Origin of the sequence: Candidatus Trichorickettsia mobilis, from assembly GCF_034366785.1 — a bacterium.
Classification (GTDB): Bacteria; Pseudomonadota; Alphaproteobacteria; order Rickettsiales; family Rickettsiaceae; genus Trichorickettsia; species Trichorickettsia mobilis_A.
Genome location: NZ_CP112932.1, coordinates 747,708 through 767,403, shown reverse-complemented (window position 1 = coordinate 767,403; position 19,696 = coordinate 747,708). Strand labels below are relative to the sequence as shown.

Annotated in this window: 15 protein-coding genes; 10 read left to right on the top strand and 5 right to left on the bottom strand. The window is 33.5% G+C overall.

The genetic code is table 11. From position 1 onward, the window contains the following. Positions 1–61: 61 nt before the first annotated feature. Genes Trichorick_RS03520 through Trichorick_RS03505 form a run of 4 tightly spaced genes read right to left on the bottom strand, consistent with a single transcriptional unit; the run spans position 62 to position 2,465 of the window. Complete coding sequence (locus Trichorick_RS03520) at positions 62–1,234, bottom strand: FAD-dependent monooxygenase (protein ID WP_323737660.1); 1,173 nt, start codon at positions 1,232–1,234, stop codon at positions 62–64. 2 nt (positions 1,235–1,236) lie between these two features. Continuing rightward, entirely contained in the window at positions 1,237–1,722 is a 486-nt protein-coding gene (locus Trichorick_RS03515) for a glutathione peroxidase (protein ID WP_323737659.1), read from the bottom strand. 50 nt (positions 1,723–1,772) lie between these two features. Then, positions 1,773–2,030: a monovalent cation/H+ antiporter complex subunit F gene (locus Trichorick_RS03510; RefSeq protein ID WP_323737658.1), complete on the bottom strand. Its 258-nt coding sequence runs from the start codon at positions 2,028–2,030 to the stop codon at positions 1,773–1,775. Positions 2,031–2,090: 60 nt separating this feature from the next. Continuing rightward, complete coding sequence (locus Trichorick_RS03505) at positions 2,091–2,465, bottom strand: hypothetical protein (RefSeq protein WP_323737657.1); 375 nt, start codon at positions 2,463–2,465, stop codon at positions 2,091–2,093. Between the two features lie 110 nt (positions 2,466–2,575). Here Trichorick_RS03505 and Trichorick_RS03500 point away from each other — a divergent pair, with 110 nt between their 5' ends. From Trichorick_RS03500 to crcB, 3 genes are all read left to right on the top strand, one after another. Further along, positions 2,576–3,493: a 50S ribosomal protein L11 methyltransferase gene (locus tag Trichorick_RS03500; protein WP_323737656.1), complete on the top strand. Its 918-nt coding sequence runs from the start codon at positions 2,576–2,578 to the stop codon at positions 3,491–3,493. Positions 3,494–3,734: 241 nt separating this feature from the next. Continuing rightward, entirely contained in the window at positions 3,735–5,225 is a 1,491-nt protein-coding gene (locus Trichorick_RS03495) for an Npt1/Npt2 family nucleotide transporter (RefSeq protein WP_323738862.1), read from the top strand. A gap of 134 nt (positions 5,226–5,359) precedes the next feature. Beyond that, on the top strand, positions 5,360–5,767 hold the full coding sequence (gene crcB / locus Trichorick_RS03490; protein WP_323737655.1) for a fluoride efflux transporter CrcB: 408 nt from the start codon (positions 5,360–5,362) through the stop codon (positions 5,765–5,767). A 132-nt stretch (positions 5,768–5,899) separates the two neighbouring features. Here the strand turns inward: crcB and Trichorick_RS03485 are convergent, their stop codons facing one another. Continuing rightward, positions 5,900–8,926, bottom strand: a complete 3,027-nt coding sequence (locus tag Trichorick_RS03485) for an efflux RND transporter permease subunit (protein WP_323737654.1) — start codon at positions 8,924–8,926, stop codon at positions 5,900–5,902. 484 nt (positions 8,927–9,410) lie between these two features. Here Trichorick_RS03485 and Trichorick_RS03480 point away from each other — a divergent pair, with 484 nt between their 5' ends. From Trichorick_RS03480 to Trichorick_RS03450, 7 genes are all read left to right on the top strand, one after another. Next, positions 9,411–11,717 (top strand): pentapeptide repeat-containing protein, encoded by a 2,307-nt coding sequence (locus Trichorick_RS03480; RefSeq protein WP_323737653.1) that lies wholly within the window; start codon positions 9,411–9,413, stop codon positions 11,715–11,717. After that, the gene (locus Trichorick_RS03475; RefSeq protein ID WP_323737652.1) at positions 11,680–12,843 is read left to right on the top strand and encodes a hypothetical protein; all 1,164 of its coding nucleotides are present in this window, start codon (positions 11,680–11,682) and stop codon (positions 12,841–12,843) included. Before Trichorick_RS03480 ends, Trichorick_RS03475 begins: the two co-directional genes overlap by 38 nt. 100 nt (positions 12,844–12,943) lie before the next feature. Further along, positions 12,944–14,896, top strand: coding sequence for a Sca4 family protein (locus Trichorick_RS03470; protein WP_323737651.1), 1,953 nt, complete (start codon positions 12,944–12,946; stop codon positions 14,894–14,896). 35 nt (positions 14,897–14,931) lie between these two features. Then, on the top strand, positions 14,932–16,038 hold the full coding sequence (locus tag Trichorick_RS03465; protein WP_323737650.1) for an AAA family ATPase: 1,107 nt from the start codon (positions 14,932–14,934) through the stop codon (positions 16,036–16,038). A gap of 29 nt (positions 16,039–16,067) precedes the next feature. After that, the gene (locus tag Trichorick_RS03460; protein ID WP_323737649.1) at positions 16,068–17,534 is read left to right on the top strand and encodes a PAS domain-containing sensor histidine kinase; all 1,467 of its coding nucleotides are present in this window, start codon (positions 16,068–16,070) and stop codon (positions 17,532–17,534) included. A 50-nt stretch (positions 17,535–17,584) separates the two neighbouring features. After that, complete coding sequence (locus tag Trichorick_RS03455) at positions 17,585–18,895, top strand: adenylate/guanylate cyclase domain-containing protein (protein WP_323737648.1); 1,311 nt, start codon at positions 17,585–17,587, stop codon at positions 18,893–18,895. A 37-nt stretch (positions 18,896–18,932) separates the two neighbouring features. Continuing rightward, positions 18,933–19,685 (top strand): MBL fold metallo-hydrolase, encoded by a 753-nt coding sequence (locus tag Trichorick_RS03450; protein ID WP_323737647.1) that lies wholly within the window; start codon positions 18,933–18,935, stop codon positions 19,683–19,685. Positions 19,686–19,696: the final 11 nt, after the last annotated feature.

The window sequence follows — 19,696 nt, the reverse complement described above, 5'->3', positions numbered from 1 at the left end:
TATTATCGTATTTTATAATCTTAGACTCTGTGAGGTGTGTTCTAAACTTTAAAAAAATCAATTACCTTCTACCCATTGCATATTTTAATAATTCTACTTTAACAAACGATATATGCTCTGCTGCCAGTAGTGCGGCACGTCTTAAAAATTTAAGCGATGGTACATTATTAGAAAAAATACGATTAATATTATCGGTAATTAAATACATTAGTTTATTATCAGTTTGTCTTAGTTCTTGGTATTCAGCTAACATTTCTTGATCAATATTTTTAGAGTTAATTAGATCGGTTAATACTTGTATATCCTTAATTCCTTGGTTCAATCCCTGTCCTGCTAATGGATGAATAATATGAGCACTATCAGCTACAAGTGCTATACGATTATGATAATATTTTTTTGACAGGTAAGCACGCAAAGGAAAATTAGCTATTTCACTATCTATTTTTAATGCTCCCAAAAAGTCACCGAAATTTCTTTGTACCATATATTCAAATTCGTCAGCAGGAAGATTTTGTAATAAAGCAGCATAGTTTTTAGGTAAGGTCCATACTATTGAAGAATGGTTTCCTCCTTTCAATGGTAATATGGCAAAAGGTCCTGAAGGCAAAAAATGTTCAACTGCAGTGCCTTCATGCAACTGTTGATGCCATACGTTAAAAGTGAGAGCGTTTTGTAAATAATGCTTGGAGATTTCTGTTGAAAAATAAGAAGCATGTATTTTTGATCCTCTGCCATTACATAATATTAATAGCTGGCAACTTATAAAAGTACCATCAGCTAAATATATGTTATTGCCTGATTCTTGGCTGTGAATATTATAGTCACTACATTTATCAATTAAAGTTATTAGTGGATTATTTTGTATTGTTTCTAGCAATATTTTTTTAAACTCAGAGTTTTTAACGATATATCCTAGAGCTTCTATATTTATTAAATCTTGAGCAAAATGCAGCATTTTTGGTGATTTATTGTCTACTACATAAACGTCTAAGATTGGGCTTGCTATCTTATCTATCAATGACCATAAGCCTAATTGTATTAAAAAATATTTAGATTCAGCAGTTAAAGCTGTGGTTCGCACGTCATGTAAGAATTTACTATCATCACAAGCCATGCTCTCAAGAATAATAGTAGAAAAGCCAGCTCTAGCCAGTGATAGTGCAGTCAACATTCCACTAAACCCACTGCCTAGGATTACTATATTGCTATCAAATTCTTGAAATATATGCGACATACTCATGATAATTGGACTTCTATTATATTTTGTAGTTTTTGAGAAGTCGAGGAGGTAAAAGGCGCAAACCAATTTACTAATTCGCCGTTTTTATTGACTAAATATTTATAAAAATTCCATTTGGGGCCAGAGAGCCATCCTAGTCGTTGTCTACTCCAATGAAAAAATGGATGAGCACTATGACCAATGACCTTAGTCTTTGCTGTGATCAAAAAAGAAATATTGAAATTTACTTTGCAAAACTCTGCTATTACTTCATTTGTTCCCGGTTCTTGATGACCAAAATCATTGCTAGGAACAGCTATTACTATTAGCCCCAATTTTTTATATTTTTGCCATAATATTTCAAGATTCGCATATTGCGGTGTGAATCCGCATAAACTGGCGGTATTGACAATCAGCATTGGCTGGTTTTTGTAATTATCTAACCTGATTTTATCTACACCAGAAATATTTTCAAATTCAAAATCATAGGCTGTAATAGACATTAATACCTCTTGTAAACTTCGACTATTTGATGAATGATGCCTATGGTAATTTAATTGAGTGCTGTGCTTTGTGAAAAATATTTCAGGTAAGCTAACGTTGCAATGAAACTTAATAATAAATAAATAATAGCTATATCTACATAAGAATCATTAAATGTAAATGTACCCAAAAAACAAATAAATAATGCGATAATATTAGTAATAGTGTTGAGAAACAGTATTTTAATAAAAATATTTCTGTTCTTTATTAGACCGATAATAAGTAATAAAACTATTAATGATAAAAATATTAAACAATAATTTAGCATACATATCCAAGAAGGAATAATTGAGAGTGCGCATGGTTAACTGAAGCACTTTAAATAGGACTATTTTGCAGCTTTATCATCTTTGTTTGGCTTTTCTCCAGGATTTTGTATATTAATCAATTGTTTTTGCTTAATTGGCAATTTTTTCTTATATTCTTGTTCTTTAGCTAAATAGTTTTGTGCTTCTTGAGATAATTTTTGATAGGCTTCACGCTTTTGTTTGTTAATGGCAACTATATTTTTTCTAAAAGCAATGATTTCATCGCGTACTTCCGGAGGAATTTTAGCTACGATAGCTTTATATTCGTCAATAATTTGTTGTTGTACTTGCTGATTTGTCAAACTTGGGCTAATTTCTTGCTGATTATTAGCTGCCAGCGCAACGGTATTTATACTAAGCAACAATAAGCAGGTAATTATAAAATTTCTTACCATAAAATATATTCCTATCAATGTAAAAAATATGTTGAATTTATTTAGTGTTGATTTATTAATTCATTGAAAGTATGCCAAGTGTAGCACCTCACCCATTACAAAATTAAAACATGAACACTCCCTTCAGTCAATCAAAAGATACTTATAAAATTTTTTTTAAAACAAAATATCGACATCTTGATGTTTTTGATACATTACCAATCTCAAATCTGATTAATATAAGCTATTACGAAGTTGAGTCAAAAACTGTAGAAGCGATGCCAGATGATATCTGGTGTTTTGAAATTTATCTTAGTGAAGAACCAAATTTATCAATTATTCAACAGCAAATTACAGCATTTGCTGAATTTCATGATCTAGAGGTACTAAATGAAATAAAACTACAAAAAATTCATGATCAGGATTGGATCACGGCATATCATAGTCAGTTAAAGCCCATAATAATAAGTCATTTTTTTATCAGCGCTAGAGCTCACAAGGAGTTATGTCCTCAAGATAAAATCGGCATATTTATTGATGCCGCAAGAGCTTTTGGTACAGGAGAGCATAACACAACTGCTGGGTGTATTGAAGCAATGGAGGATTTAGCGCGCTTAAAATTTTGTAAGATTCTGGATATTGGTACCGGTACTGGTATTTTGAGTTTTGCTGCCAGCCATCTTTGGTTAGATGCTGAAATTTATGGCTGTGATTCCGATGAGGTGGCAATTGAGATTGCTAAAGATAATGCCAAATTTAACGATGTTAATGTTCAGTTTTTTCAAAATTGTCCTGAAGAATTATTCCCTTCGCAAGCTTCATTACCTAAATATGATTTAATTATTGCTAATATTTTGGCAACTCCATTAATAATGTTATCTAAACAAATACAACAAATATCTACTCCTGCTGCTTATCTAATATTATCAGGATTTCTTGATCATCAGTTATCTGAAATAGTTGATACTTATGAAAAATTAAATTTTAAATCAGTCGCTACTATTTATAAAAACTCATGGGTAATCTTAGTAATGCAATATACTCCTTAAAACCTGTATTGATAAGTGCATCTCTAATAGGTAATTTTGCGTTAAAACTCATTTTATTCTAAAACAAACAAAAGACTGCTTGTGAGCAATATCTCAAGACTTTTTATTGTCAAACTTTAAAAAAAATCTGATCTAGCTTGACTTTTATCATTAAAAGTTGTACATTTTACTTATAAAAATATAAACTTTTATTATAATCTTTATTTTTATTTTTAATTTTAGTTAATTAATGGCGTGTTTTATGGATCAAACATCTACTTATTTCTCAGAGCTAAGAAAAATTATTTGGCCTATTGAATGGCATGAGAGTAAAAAATTCTTACCAATGGCAGCGATGATGTTTTGCATTTTGTTCAATTATGCGATCTTAAGATCGGTAAAAGATGGTTTTGTCGTTACAGCTATAGGTCCGGAAGCAATAGGTTTTCTCAAAACTTATATTGTTTTGCCAGCAGCAATATTAGCCATGATAATTTATACAAAACTTTGTAATGCTCTGAGTCAGCAAAAAGTTTTTTACGTTGTTACCTCATTTTTTATTGCATATATCGCAATCTTTGCTTTTATTTTATACCCTGAACCTGACAAATTCAATCTTGATTCTGAAACAATTGCTCGTTTGAGTGAACAATATCCTAATCTTAAATGGTTCATTAGAATCATAGGGCATTGGAGTTTTGCAAGTTTTTATGCTATCTCCGAGCTATGGGGGAGCTTGATGTTAAGTTTATTATTCTGGCAGTTTGCAAATCAGATTACTAAAACTGAGGAAGCAAAACGTTTTTACTCAATGTTTGGTTTACTTGGTAATGCCGCTTTACCGTTAGCCTCGGTAGTCATTGGTTACTTTTTAAGTGAAAATGTGCATATAGTAGCTGAGAAATTCAGGTTTATTCCGGTGCTTATGATTGTAATAATCAGTGCTGCTACTGTGATGTTTCTGTATGCATGGATTAATGCTAATGTTTTGACTGATCCTACCTTATATACTCCATCTAGTAGCAAAGTAAAAAAATCTAAAATAAAGCTTTCTATAGGAGAAAGTTTAAAAATGATTTTTTCTTCAAAATATTTGGGTCTTATTGCAATACTAGTTTTATCCTATGGTATATCAATTAATCTTGTAGAAGGAGTGTGGAAAGCAAAAGTTAAACAATTATATCCTACGAAAGAGGCTTATACTATGTTTATGGGAGAATTTCAGGCTTGGCAAGGATTTGCAGCCATTATCTTTATGGTTGTGGGTAGTAATATACTTAGACGAGTTTCATGGGGAACAGCGGCCATATTAACTCCTCTAATGATTTTAATTACCGGAGTTGCATTTTTTGCTTTTATATTTTTTGATAATATAATTGCCATGCATATCACTGGACTACTAGCTTCTGGGCCATTAGTGGTTGCAGTAGTAATTGGTATGATTCAAAATGTACTGAGTAAAGCAACAAAATACTCATTATTCGATTCTACTAAAGAAATGGCATATATTCCTCTTGATGATGAATTAAAGACTAAGGGTAAGGCAGCAGTCGATGTAGTTGGAGGAAGGTTCGGTAAGTCTGGTGGTGGAATTATTCAATCAACATTCTTTGCATTATTGCCAACATGGGGCTTTGCTGAGGCTACTCCTTATTTTGCAGGAATTTTCTTTGTTATAGTTATATTATGGTTGTATGGCATAAAAGCTTTAAATAAAGAGTATCATAAGCAAATGATAGATCATAGTTATTAGCTTTTGTACAAAGACTCTTTATTAAATACTCAAAATCCTGCTATCTTATTCTAAAATTACTTTAAAGAAAAATCTAACTATGCTATTAAGGTTAAAAGTGTAAAAGTATCAGCAATTGCAAGGCCTTATCCATCATGAAAGAGTACTTATTAGTAGGATTAGGAGGAGCGTTAGGGGCTATGAGCCGGTTTGCCGTCAGCAGAGCGTTGCCTGAAGTTGTCTTTGTACATTTTCCGGTACAGATCTTTTTAATCAATGTAGTCGGTTGTTTGATGATGGGATGTGTAGCCGAATTATTAGAAAAGTTGTTAGAATTATACTTAATAGCTCAAGCTTCTACAATTAAGCTATTCTTAGCTACTGGTTTTCTCGGAGGGTTTACTACTTTTTCTTCTTTTACATTAGAATTCGGAAATTTGGTAGCTAAAAACTTAGATTTATTAGCAATATTGTACGTTGTGCTTAGTGTTTGTATTGCAATATTAGGCTTTGTTATTGGTAGTAAAATCACTCATTTATTAATTTCATACCTATTTCCATAAATTTATATAGTAAAGCACTTTGAATTGCGCCGCCCAGTGGGCTAGTCTTAACAAAAATTGTGTTATTGCAAGATTTTGTTAAAAATCAAAGAAAATCATAGTTGATCCAAAAAACAACTTAAGATTCTTATTCTACGCTTTCTTAAATTTATAATATAACATCGGAATCACAAAAATAGTAAATAAAGTACCAATAATCATGCCCCCAGCAATCACTAAACCAATCGAATTACGAGCAGCGGCTCCTGCACCATCTGCAAAAATTAGTGGTATCGATCCGCAAATTGTCGCGCAGCTAGTCATCAGAATCGGTCTTAATCTTAATTCAGCTGCCTGAAGCACTGCTGCTCTTATTTGCACTCCACGCTCTCTTAATTGATTAGTGAATTCAACAATCATAATTGAATTTTTAGTAACTAAGCCAATTAAAGTAATTAAGCCAATATTACTATACATATTAATACTATCACCAGCAATCAATAGTGCTAATACCCCGCCAGTAATTGAGAATGGCACTGCTACTAGAATTAATAATGGATCAAAGAAACTTTCAAATTGTGCAGCCAATACTAAATAGATAAACACTAAAGCCAACAAAAAAGTAAAGATCGAGTTAGATTCAGATTCTTGCATCTGTTTAACTTCTCCCAAATATTCAAGAGTGTTATCGCTATTGTCTAATAATTCTTCAGCAATGGCATTGATAGCTTTGATTGCACCTTTAACATTACTCTTATTAGTTAAATCAGTAGAAATAGTGATGGATTTTGCATTATTATAATGCCAATATGACTTTACAGTAATCTTTTCTGTTATTTGTGTAACCACCGCAAGCGGTATCATCTGATTATTCTTTGCTTTCACCAAAATTTCTTCTAGGTGATTAACATTATTCCGATCATTAAGTTTATATTGTAAGATCACATCATAAACATCATTGCCAATCATGAAATCACCGATTGGTTTACCAGCAATAAGATATTGAATAGTTGAACCAATATTATCAAGGCTTACTCCATAAAAATAAGCTTTATCCCGATCAATCATAACATCCAACGTTGGTGTAGAAGATTTAAAATCACGCTCAATATTTTCAAAAAGTGGATTTTGCTTCATTTTTTCTATAAATTTTTTCGATAGTTGATCGATAGTGTCATATTCTGATAAAGTTTGTAGGTTAAATTCTATCTGTTTCCCTGAACCTCCTCTGCCCATAGGGTTTGGATTCATGGCAAAAATTGACATACCTGGTATCCGATCAAGTTTTTTATTTAAGTCCTGCCGCAGTTCATTGGCGCTTTTGGAACGTATACTCCAATCCTTAAGTGGTACAAAAGCAAATGCGCTACTACCTTCCCAGATTACCGCAAAGAATCCTAAAATATCCTTATATGATTTGAATATCTGTTCAGCCTGTATTACTACTTGTTCAGCCTGTTTTTTGTTTGAACCTTCCGAGCCTGTAAACATTACTTGCAAAAAACCATTGTCTTCTTCAGGAGAAAAAGTTTTATTCACTAATATCAGGCTAATGGTAAGAGTTGCAATTGATAGAGCAATGATCATTAATAGCTGTTTTTGATGGTCAAGTGCAAAATTCAAATAATATGAATATTTGGTTTGACTGTATTTTAAGTAATAATTGAATTTAGTAAGCCAAATTGGTAATGAATCGCTCTTATGACTGTCGCTAATCATCTTACTTGCCATCATTGGTGTCAAAGTTAAGGCCACAAACCCTGAGAAAAGCACACAAAACGCTAAAGTCCAAGCAAATTCAATAAATAATTTGCCCATAAAGCCATCGATAAACCCGACCGGTAAAAATACAGCTGCAAGAGTTATGGTCATGGCAATTATCGCAAAACGAATTTCAGCAGCCGCACTTAGCGCTGCTTCTATCTTTGATTTACCGAGTTCATAATGCCTAAAAATATTTTCAAGCATTACTATGGCGTCATCTACTACTAAGCCAATTGCCAGAACCATTGCTAATAGTGTGAAACTGTTGATTGAGAAGCCAAAGAAATGCATTACGGTAAATGTACCGATCAAAGATACCGGGATAGTTACAAACGGTATCAGAGTAATTCTGATGGAGGATAAAAATAAATATACTACGATAATTACCAAAATTAGCGCTTCAAAAATAGTAATGAATACCGCTTTGATTGAGGCATTAATTGGAATAGCTCGATCATGTGCTACTTCAATTTTAATTGACGGTGGCAAGTTTTTGCTAATCTTCTGTAAAGCAGTACGAACATCATTAGATAACTCGATCTCATTAGCCTTTGATTGTTTTACAATTCCAATAGCCATTGACCTACTACCATTATATCGTAATATAGTATCATTTTCATCTGGTGCCAAATGTACCTTAGCGACATTATTCAACTTCAATAGGTTATTATTATCACTCTTTAAGATTATATTCTCAAATTCTTGCGCTAAACTTAATCTACCGTTCAACTTAACAATAAAATCGCGAACCTCAGTTTTAATCACTCCAGCCGGGTAATCTTTATTTTGCTTAGTGACTGCATCGACAATATCACTTGGAGCGATTTGATGTTGGTACATTTGTACAAAATCAGGCTCTATACGCATAGTATAATATTTTGCGCCGTGCATGACTATTCGACCAACGCTAGGCAAACGCTCCAAAACGCTTCGAATCCGGTCTTCAGTAATTTTAGTAAGTTCTAGCTGGTCATATTGGTCGCTATTAACACTTAACCACAAACTCGGAAAATTATCAGAATCCATTTTAGCTACCGCTGGTGCCTTCATATCTTCCGGTAATAAATTGCTGATATCCGAAACTTTTGAACGTACATCATTAAGTGCCACTTCAATATCAGCTGATAAGTTAAAAGATAAAGTAATTATACTTTCACCCACTGAGCTTTGAGAGCTAATAAAATCAATATCCTTAACCGTTTTCAAAGCTTTTTCAATCCTGGTGGTAACCTGTTGTTCCATGTATAGTGCGTTTGCACCTTCATAATTTGCAATTACTGTAATAATCGGTGGATCAATATCCGGCATACCTCTAATTTGCAGTTTAGTAAAAAATATGATGCCTAAAGTAATAATAACTAAGCTTAAAACTGTAGCAAATACTGGTCTTTTTATACAAATTTCAGATAACGACATTAGACTTCCTTATATTCGTGGTACTTGTCTTAATAGACATCTTGCATAACTTAGAAATAGTGTAACTATTGCGAAGGGGCTTTGCTCTTATTGCAATCTACTGTCTTGGAGTCAAGAGTAAAATCTATATATTTCATATAATTTGTTGTTTTTTACCATGGTATTTAAACAAACAATCATTTTACGCATGATAGTTGTTAGAGCAATTTTAGCAGCCTTATCTTCCTCAAGCAACTCGCCATATTTTCTGCATTTTATTATTCGAAAATGCCGCTACTAAGTAAGTCATGTTTCCGCGAACACTCTCGAATTTTTCAGGTTTACAAAAATTATCAAAATAAAATTAAAAATTCTACGCCTACAAGGTTATTTTACCATATATCACAAAATTTATTATAATATTTCATTAACCAAAATTGTGATTTGTCTGACAATCAAGTACCATTTTGCTTTGGTATTCTTAACTTAATATAGAAAGTACAATATGGCTAAATCTGATGAATCATTGAAACTTGATTTAAATGTTAAAATAGAGGCGTATAAACCAACTTTAGATGAGATCAAAAATTATGTTCAAGCACAACAGCAAGCGTTGAAAGAAAATTCAAATATAACTTTAAATGACTATCTAAAAGAAAATAGCGCTCACAAAGGCTCAAATACTGTAGTAGTGGCAGATCTATCTGGTATGGAATTTGATAGGGAATACAAGGATGGAACAGCAGTAAGTTCTTTGCTTGACCTAAAAGGAGCGGATTTTAGTGGCAGTGTTATCAAAAATACCAGCTTCACTAACTGTGATCTGACAGATGCTGTATTTTGTGATACCGACTTAACTAATGCTAATTTTAAAGGAAATAATACCATAAAAAATATAGATTTTCGTGGTGCCGATTTAGCAACATGTAAATTTAGCAGTGAATACAAGGATTATCATCAGCTGGGCATGGGTAATCGAGTTGAAGGTATTAAATTTAATACCACTTCTGCTTTAGGTAGACAATATGCTGATATTAAGGCTGATGTGTTTCGTACAATAGAACACCAAGAGTTAGTAAAAGAAAAAGAACAAGCGTTGAATGCAGCTTATAAAAATCTTACTAATGTAGAAGCTATGTATGTTAAAATTGGAGTAGATACAGGAAATAAGAGATATGATGATTTGGTGGTTGAGCTAGAGCAAGCAAAATCTGGAGGGTTTCCAAATAAAGAATATACGGAATTATTGAACAAGAAAAAACAAGAGGTTAAGGAAGCATACAGCAAACTTAGTTATACAGAGACTGCTTGGGCTTACGCGGGAACAAGCACAGGAAACAAAAAATATGACAAGTTAAGTGCAGAGTTAAAGGAAATGAGAGCTAAGCCTCCAGAAAAAGAATACATAATGCACAAAAGCTTTCAGAATGTATTTAGTAGTCAATCAGATAATTTTGATCCAGCTTATATCAGAGGCTCAAGTAAAGCGGAGCGAGATCAACCAAAGGGGTATGTTGAATTATCTAGAGAAAATGTTGTTGCTTACTTAGATCGTATTAAGACGCAACCAGAATTATCTTTAAATGATTTTGCAAAAGAAATTAAAAAAGAGGAGCTAGCAAAAGAAGGAAAAGAATTAGATCCTAATACAAAATATATTGCTGATTGTTCTGCTAAAGGTAATACAGATAGCACAAATTCATTAAGGAAAGTCGACTTATCCGGCCTTGATTTTACCAATGCTAAAATAGATGGTGTAAGCTTTGCTGGCTCTGATTTACGCGGATGTAATTTCACTGGTGCTGATATTAGTCGATCAAGTTTTGAAGGAGCGGATCTTGGTCTTAAAAGAATAGAAGTAAATGGCTCAACACGTACGCAAGGAGTAATTTTTAACAATACTACTGCTAGAGATGCTAATTTTTTTAATACTAATTTTAATGCTGCAACTATCAAAGATAGTGATTTTAAACGAGCTCACATGCCACGTTCCGATGGAGCATTTGCACAAATTGAAAATACCAATTTTGATTATGCTAATATTAAAAATGGCAAATGGGATAATGTTGAAATCAATAAAGCTACTTTTAATTTTGCTAATCTAGAGGGTATCTCTCTTGCTGGTGCTGATATGAAGAGAGTGCAAGCTCAGCATGCAATCTTAAATAATGCAGTTTTAAATAATTGTAAAGTTATTGAAAGTGACTTTTCTAATGCGCTAATGAAAGACGTGCACGCAATAAAAGCAAAATTTCAAGATACATTATTAAATGATATCAAAGCACCGGGTATTAATTTATCAGAATCTGAATTAGCAGGATTTACTCAGCTTAAAGGCGCAGATTTAACAGAAGCAATCTTAAAGAAAGTTAAAGCAGAACAAATTGACTTTGAAAAAGCTACTTTAGATAAAGTTAATGCAGAATTTGGTAATTTTACTGGCGCAAATCTTGAAGGCGTTAAGGCTAGGTTCGCTAATTTAGATAAAGCAATATTAGATAAGGCGGACGCTTCTGGCGTTGACATGACCGGAGCTAAGTTAACTAGTGCTAAAGCTAGAGGTGCAGATTTTACTAAGGCCATAATGGAAGGTGTTGATGGTCAAAAAGCTGATCTTACATCAGCTGTTCTTGAGAGTGCGAATATACGTAGTGCTAATCTAAGGGAGGCTATATTAGCAAAAGTTAATATGGAGAAAGCCGAAGTCGATGCTGCTACTAACCTGGCTAAAGCAAATATTAAAGAGGCTAAAGGGGATCTAAAAGAATTTAATAGTGAAGGAAAAGTTACCAACGAAAAAAAAATCCATTGAAGAACAAAAAACACAAAGTCAAGAAATAGAAAAACAGAAAAATCCTTCCTGGTATCAAAAAGGAGTGGCGGGAAAAATTATTGGCGGTCTAGCTGGAGTTGGAGCAAAAATTGTTGATAAAGTTAGAGAAGCGGGGCACAAAGTTAGTGATTTCATGGAAGCTAAACTTGGTCCTAAGTGGGGAAGAATTGCTGGTGCGGTAGTAGGAGTAGTGGCCGGTGTTATGGTAGCAGGTGCCATTGTTGCTGCCACGGCTCTTACTGGAGGTGTAGGTTTAGCTGCTACTGCTGGGATATATGCTGGATGTGCACTAGCGATGGGAGCGGTAGGTACTGGAGTTGGGCATGTTGTAGGAAAGAAAGTGGGAGTTGGAACGTTGATTACTGCTGGCGTTGGGATGCAAGCAGGTATTCCACCAGTGACGGCTTTAGCAGCGGGCGTTGGGTTAGAAGTTGTAAGCGAAAAACTTACAGGAAAAAATATTGGAGAACACATGAACTCTGCTGGTGTTGCGGCAGGTATCATAGCTTCAGCTGCGTTGACTGGTGGAATGTCATTACCAGTGCTACTAGCAGGTGCTACGGCAGGTAAAGGTGTAGACCTTGCAGTTGAAAAACTTACTGGAAAAACTATCGGACAATTGGGGGATAAAGCTCTTGAGACTGTTAGTGCTAAATTGACTGAGGCTGCCCAGAGCTGTGCTATCGATCCAAGGGCTAAAGAGTGGTTAGTAGAACAAACTAAATGCCAAGCTGTATCTCAGGAGCGCCTCAAAGAAATAGAGAAATCTATTGGTTCACCAGACAGAACACAAGATCATAGTTTAGCGAATAATTTAGCAAAACAACAGGAAAGAGAGGTTAAACCTTTAGAGCAAGCGCTAAATGAAGCAAAAGAGAAAAAACAACAACAAACTAAAATTGTATCTGAGACACAACAAGATGTAAGTGCAAATGTAAAAGTTGAACAACAGAAAGATGTGAAGCTGCCATCGTTACAGGAAAGTGTTTCTCAAATCAAGAGTAATATAAAAACACAAGAACCAAAGCTATTAGAAGATAAGAGCAAAGAACCGGTCAGTAGTAAGAAACCACTGCAACAGAGTGGTGGTAGCCGCACTATGTAGTAGTGATTGTGTAATCAATTTAATATAAATCCGATCCATGATTTAACTGAAAGCATTAATTTATTATACTTATTATATAAAAAAATTAGTAAATACAAATATGAGTAAAGAAGAAGATTCATCAATAGAACCACCAAAACAAACCACTGAACTTAATAAAGAAGAAGCACAGTTGTCAGTTAAGGAAGAAACAGTTGTTCAAAATAAAGAAACAGATCTACAGGTTAAGGACAAAGAAGTTGAGTCTGGATTACAGACAAAACTAGAGCCAGAACAGCAAATTCAACCACAGAAAACTGCTCAAGATAGTATTGGCTTTGAAGACAAAGAATTTGACACTATTACCAAAGAAATTCGTGATCAAGTTATTTCCAAACAACTTGGATTGCTACAAAACGCTTTAAGTGAACAAGCTGAAAACGAAGAACAAAAAGCTCAAATCAAAAAACTTAGCCAATTAGAATTAAGTCAGTTTTTACAAGACGAAAAGAATAAAGATTCGATCAATAAAGCTCTTGCTGATCCTAAGCTTAATGCAGCATTAAATAATGCTGAGGTAGAGGGTTATGGGCAATTTCACAATAAATTTAAAGATAAATTTCAGGATTTACAATGGGGGCCTGGATCGAACGAATCAACTCGGTCCAAGGAAGTAAAAAATAAAGACGGTCAGTCATTATGTACTTTAACTGAAACTATGGTTAAGGAACCAACAACAGTAACGTTGGCTGACGGCTCAACTAAGGAAGTATCTGGTTACCGTAAAGTCGATTTTCCAAAGGAGCTAACTGGCGAAGGCCCACTACATCTATCGATGGCAGTGAAAGGAGCAGACGGTAAAAATATTGCGGAAGATAAAGCTGTTTATTTTAGCGCACACTATGATAAACAAGGCAAACTCACTGAAGTCAGTACGCCAATGCCAGTAAAATTTATGGGAAAAGGCGATGATGCTATAGGTTATATAGAACGTGACGGCAATATTTATACTTTACCAGTAACTCAAGGTAAGTATAAGGAAATGATGAAAGAAGTGGCTAAAAATCAAGGTATGGGGATGGATTTATCTCAAACTCTTGATGTCCCGGTCAAAACTAATGAGCTTGCTGAAAAATTAGGTGTGAATGCAGAATTACAGACAACGCCTAAAAATTTAGAAATAGAAGCTGCTAATCAAAAATTAGCTTTAGGAGATAAATCACTTGCTGATAGTTTAGGTCTTGGAACAGTGTTACAGGAAAAAAGTGATAAAGAAATCAAGAGTCCAGAACTAGAACAAAGCAAAGAGAGTAAAAACCTAGAGCTTACCGCTGAAGAAAAAATATTAAAAGAAAAATCTGATCTTGCGCAAAAATTAGGTATGGACACAGTGCTACAAGTTGAATCTACAGATTTAACAGTAGAAGCTAAGCAAAAATTAGCCTTAGATGGAAAAAAACAGGAGCCAGCTTTAGAAGGGCAAGAAGACAAAGAAAAAGCTAATCAAGATAAAACCAAAGTAGACGATCCAACAAAAGAAGAAAAAGCAGGGTTTCAAGGATTACAAAGTAAAAAAGAAGCTATAGAATCATTAAAAAAGACTGATGTTGATAATGAGGTCGTACAGGCAGCTACAAAATCTGAAATTAAGGCAACAGACCCTAAAGATAAAGAGCCTAAAAGAGAAGATCCGGTAGTAGAGTTACAACAAGATGTTGAAAAAAAGTTAGAAGAAGTTGAGAAAAAAAAACAACAAGAGAAAAAAGAAGCTGAGAAAAGCACGGAAGGCATAGCAGCGAATATTCCTGAGAAACAAACCGGTAGCATAGACGCAGAAAAGCGATTGCAGGACACGCAAAAACGATTAATTGTAGATAAACAATCTCATGAAGCTAAAGAACAGATTGATATCAGAATGTCAAATGATGCTAAGTTAATTGCAACTGGTGCTCAAAAGAATTTAGAATCTCAGCAGCAAGGACCAATTAAAGAATCAATTGGAACAATAAAACCAGACTCAACTCCGTCTAAAGGAGCAACCCAAAGTAAAGATACAGGAATTCAAAATAGGTAAAGATCAAGAAAAATGTCAATGAATGGTAATTTAATATGCCCCTTCAAAATAAAAATACGCAGAAACCTAATGATGATCAAGCTTTTGTCATCAACGAAATTAATAAAATTAAAGCAGAAATTAGTAGTTTAAGATTAGCTGATTTTGATAGATTGCATAATATTATTACTAATCTATTGGCTATGCCTAATATTCCACCAGCATTACGTAATATCGTTAGTGATCTTAGCTTTAAAATTGCCGCACAAGAACAGCAAATAAAAGATACTAACATTAACCAATCGGGATTAACAGAAGAACAAAGGCATAATAATGCAGATTTAAACAAGCATTTTGATGAAGCATTTGTTCACGAGATGCATGAACAAAAAATACAATCTTTAAAAAAAGAATATAATTCATATAGCGCAGATATGCTGCAAGAATTAGAGCATGATAATAAACTTCTGGAAAAAGCATTGTCAGGTAAAGAGCTAAGTAAAAATGAACAAGCAAAATTAACTGGTCAACATGATAGTGCAGACGAAAAAGCAAAGGCTGAAGAGAAATTAGCAACCAAGGCTAAAAAGTGGGAGCAAATATATGAATTGGAAGAAAAGCTCACTAATTCCCTTAAATATAAACAAGAAAAAATAGCGCAGTTTGATAAAATGTTAGCAACTACTGACTTGCCGCATGAAAAACAGAAAGAGCTAATAAGATTAAAAATTAAACACCAACAAAAAATTGATAAACATAGCAAAACCTTAAATGCTATCAAAACAAAATGCGCTAAAAGAGATAAGGAGTTAGAATTATTAGCTGATCCAAAATTAGATAAAAATATAGCGCATCACCTTATAAAAAAGCATCACCATATTCACAATAAACGATATGAGCGAGAAGGGTCGATCAATCCTGATCATTGTGGATTAAAAACGCTAAAACGTTTAGTAAAAGAAATAGACATTCCTGATAATTTAAGCAAAGATCATCAAGCTAAAGAATTACACGCATCAAAATTAAAATCAAAAGCACAAAATATAACTAAAACTGTAAAGCACGTGCATTCCCTTAAATTAGAGGATAATGCACGTGTATCACAACCAGGTCATACCCCTAAAATTTCTAAACCTACTACAAAAGGTCGTCATGACATTTAATTTAAAAGCTTATCTTATAATTAAATTTTATGAAATATAAAATATTGTCGCATGTTGAGTCTTTTTCGTTATTATTAGCTACTTTGGAATCTACTGCTGATGGTATATTAGTTGTAGACAACACAGGCAAAATTCTTGGTTATAATAAACGTTTTATAGATTTATGGCATATTCCTCCGGAAGTTGAGCAGCAAGAAAATGATGAGCCGGCGCTGAACTATGTTCTTAGTCAGCTTATAGATCCTGTATCATTCGTAGAGAAAGTAAAGGAATTATATAAGGATCTCACCAAAGAAAGTTTTGATACTTTGTTATTTAAAGATGGTAGAATATTTGAACGCTACTCTATTCCACAGCAAATAGAAGGTAAGATTGTGGGTAGAGTGTGGAGCTTTCGTGATGTTACCGAAAAAGTTAAAGCCATAAGGCAATTAGAGCAATATAAAGAGAATCTAGAACATCTGGTTAACGAGCGCACGCAAGAACTAGTAACAGCGTTAGATACTTTAAAACAAAACCAGTTGCAACTCATTCAATCTGAGAAGATGGCATCTTTAGGGCAGCTTATTACGGGAATTGCGCATGAGGTTAATACTCCACTAGGGGCAATTATTGCTGGTATTGGTGAGATAGAAAAATATTATAGTAGTTCTACGCAAGTTGATGTTGAGTTTCTAAACTTAGCTGAATCTGAAAAAACTATTTACCATGACTTATGCACGCAAATTTTATCATTTAATTATGCTGGTCAGTCTACTAAAGAACGTCGCAGTGCTGCTAAATTAATTAGTGAAAAACTAGTTGCTAATGGGTTTGATCTATCATCTACCTTAAGTAAAGACCTAGCAAGCATGGGCTTTACTGATCAAAATATGGATGGGGTACTATCAATTCTAAAAAATCCAAATGGTAATTATGTTATTGAGTTTTTGAAACAGTTTGGCATAAATTACTTGCATATTAAGAATATAAAAGTAGCTGGTAGTCGAATTTCTTCTTTGGTCAGTGCTTTACGCTCTTATTCTAGGGCGGATGCTGGAACAATCACTGAAACAGATATATGTAATGATATAGATACTACAATTACTATCCTGCATAACAAATTAAAATATGGCATTAATGTTATTACTAATTATCAACCATTACCTAAATTTCTATGTAGAGCTGAACAATTAATTCAAGTTTGGACGAATATATTAAACAATGCTATTTATTCTATGAAAGGTAATGGTCAAATCATTATTACTACCTCGCTGCAAGAAAATAATATTATTGTAGAGTTTGAGGATAATGGACCTGGTATCTCGCCTGAACTTATCCCAAGAATTTTTGAACCATATTTTACTACTAAGCCTAGAGGAGAAGGAATTGGTATAGGGCTAACGATCTGTCAGAAAATTATTAAGACTCATAATGGTCAAATCACATTTACTAGTAGGCCAGGCGCTACATGTTTTAAAATAACATTACCAGTTATAGCGTCGGTCACCACCTAAGAGCATGTCTGACTCTAGCTATACACAACCAGAAGAAGCAGGATTTTGCAATGCAAGCTGACCATAGAAAATCTCTTAAAAAAGCTTATATTATCTGCGTGGATGATGAAAAGTTTGTGTTAGATAGTTTATTATCGCAGTTACAGAATAAATTTAAAGATAGTTATGAGTATGAAATAGCTGAAAGCGGAGAAGAAGCATTAGAAATTATTAAGGACATTTATGAGGAAGGAAATATAGTAGCGCTAATTATTACTGACCAATTAATGCCAAGAATGACTGGTGACGAAGTGTTAATTAAAATTCATTCGTTATATCCAAAACCAATAAAATTACTGCTTACAGGGCAAGCTACGTTGGAATCAGCAATAAATGCTATTAATAACGCTAATCTATTTAGCTACTTACGTAAGCCTTGGGATGAAGAAGGTTTATTATTAGCTGTAGAAAAAGGATTAACGCAACATAGACTATTAGAAGATTTAGAGAATCAAGTGGCAACTTTTCGTAAATTTGTCCCTCGTCAATTTTTGGAAATGTTGTTAATTAAAGAATTTGACAATATTGAGCCTGAAATAGTTAAAAATCTTGAGCTCTCTATATTATTTTGCGATATTATTGGATATTCGACATTATCAGAGCAGTTAACTCCTGAGCAAATATTTAATCTTCTGAATCGTTATTTTAATAAGATTAACCCTATTATTGAGCATAACCAAGGATTTATAGATAAATTTCTTGGTGATGGTGTAATAGCTTTATTTAAAGAACTACCTCACTATGCAGTGCAAGCAGGTGTTGAGATTCTTAAAATATTGAATGAATTTAATGAAGTTATAATTAAAGAAGGGCTTAAGCCAATAGTAGTAGGAATTGGAATCAATACTGGTCAAGTAGTATTGGGCACTTTAGGAACAAAAGACCGTATTGATGATACTGCGATAGGCGATGCGGTTAACGTAGCATCACGTATTGAGTCGCTAAACCGTATTTATAGTACTAAATTATTAATTACTGGTGATGTACTTAGTAAATTACCAAGTACTGAGCAATTTAAAATACGTTTTATCGATAAAGTTAAAGTCATGGGTAAATCTAAAATCACTGAATTATACGAAGTCTTTGATGCAGATAGCTTAGATCAGCAGTCATATAAGCTCTCTATTCAACCTCATATGGAAAAAGCTTGTCAATTATATCAAAATAAAGATTTTTTTGCAGCTCAAAAATTATTTGTCCAATGTCTGGAGCAAAAACCAAATGATCAATTATTGCTCTTATATATTGAACGATGTAAAAATTTTATAGCAAATGGTTGTCCGGAAGCATGGGATGGTGCTACCATTTGTATGGTTAAATAAAATTTGTACTAATGATTGAATCAATAATATTATTCAAATGAAAATGACCTTCATTGGTAGCGGAGCTGCTTTTACCAGTAATAATTATCATTCTAATATACTTATTGAGTCTAATGATAAAAAATTACTTATTGATTGTGGATCTGATGCCAGGTTTGCTTTGCGCGATTTAGGATATTCTTATAAAGATATTGATTCTATATATATAAGTCATATTCATGCTGATCATAGCGGTGGACTTGAATGGCTTGGTTTTTCTCGTAAGTTTGATACCTCTTGTACTAAGCCTTATCTTATAGCTCATAAAAATATATTAAATAATCTATGGGAACACTCCTTATCAGCAGGTATGCAAACTTTAGATACCGAAAGTGCCACTCTTGAAACATATTTTATTCCTCAATATTTAGATCACACAAGAGATTTTCAGTGGGAAAATATTAATTTTGAGTTAGTTAAAACTGTGCATGTAAAAAATAATCATCATCTAGTAGATTCTTATGGCTTATTCTTTAATGCTAATGATAAAAAAATATTCCTTACCACAGATACCAGAATGGCCTTCGATCGATTTTTGCCATGCTATGAACAAAGTAACCTTATTTTTCATGATTGCGAGACTCAAAATACTCCAAGCGCTGTGCACGCTCATTATAATGAACTGATTAAATTGCCATTAAATATCAAAAATAAAATGTGGCTATATCATTATAACTCAGGGATGTTACCAAATGCTCAAGATGATGGTTTTTTAGGATTTGTACAGAAAGGGCAAGCATTCCTATTTTAATTATACGTCAT

Bases quoted from the DNA above. Each gene is read 5' to 3' on its own strand.
- Trichorick_RS03520 (WP_323737660.1), bottom strand. From the start codon at position 1,234: ATGTCGCATATATTTCAAGAATTTGATAGCAATATAGTAATCCTAGGC.
- Trichorick_RS03515 (WP_323737659.1), bottom strand. From the start codon at position 1,722: ATGTCTATTACAGCCTATGATTTTGAATTTGAAAATATTTCTGGTGTA.
- Trichorick_RS03510 (WP_323737658.1), bottom strand. From the start codon at position 2,030: ATGCTAAATTATTGTTTAATATTTTTATCATTAATAGTTTTATTACTT.
- Trichorick_RS03505 (WP_323737657.1), bottom strand. From the start codon at position 2,465: ATGGTAAGAAATTTTATAATTACCTGCTTATTGTTGCTTAGTATAAAT.
- Trichorick_RS03500 (WP_323737656.1), top strand. From the start codon at position 2,576: ATGAACACTCCCTTCAGTCAATCAAAAGATACTTATAAAATTTTTTTT.
- Trichorick_RS03495 (WP_323738862.1), top strand. From the start codon at position 3,735: ATGGATCAAACATCTACTTATTTCTCAGAGCTAAGAAAAATTATTTGG.
- crcB (WP_323737655.1), top strand. From the start codon at position 5,360: ATGAAAGAGTACTTATTAGTAGGATTAGGAGGAGCGTTAGGGGCTATG.
- Trichorick_RS03485 (WP_323737654.1), bottom strand. From the start codon at position 8,926: ATGTCGTTATCTGAAATTTGTATAAAAAGACCAGTATTTGCTACAGTT.
- Trichorick_RS03480 (WP_323737653.1), top strand. From the start codon at position 9,411: ATGGCTAAATCTGATGAATCATTGAAACTTGATTTAAATGTTAAAATA.
- Trichorick_RS03470 (WP_323737651.1), top strand. From the start codon at position 12,944: ATGAGTAAAGAAGAAGATTCATCAATAGAACCACCAAAACAAACCACT.
- Trichorick_RS03465 (WP_323737650.1), top strand. From the start codon at position 14,932: ATGCCCCTTCAAAATAAAAATACGCAGAAACCTAATGATGATCAAGCT.
- Trichorick_RS03460 (WP_323737649.1), top strand. From the start codon at position 16,068: ATGAAATATAAAATATTGTCGCATGTTGAGTCTTTTTCGTTATTATTA.
- Trichorick_RS03455 (WP_323737648.1), top strand. From the start codon at position 17,585: ATGCAAGCTGACCATAGAAAATCTCTTAAAAAAGCTTATATTATCTGC.
- Trichorick_RS03450 (WP_323737647.1), top strand. From the start codon at position 18,933: ATGAAAATGACCTTCATTGGTAGCGGAGCTGCTTTTACCAGTAATAAT.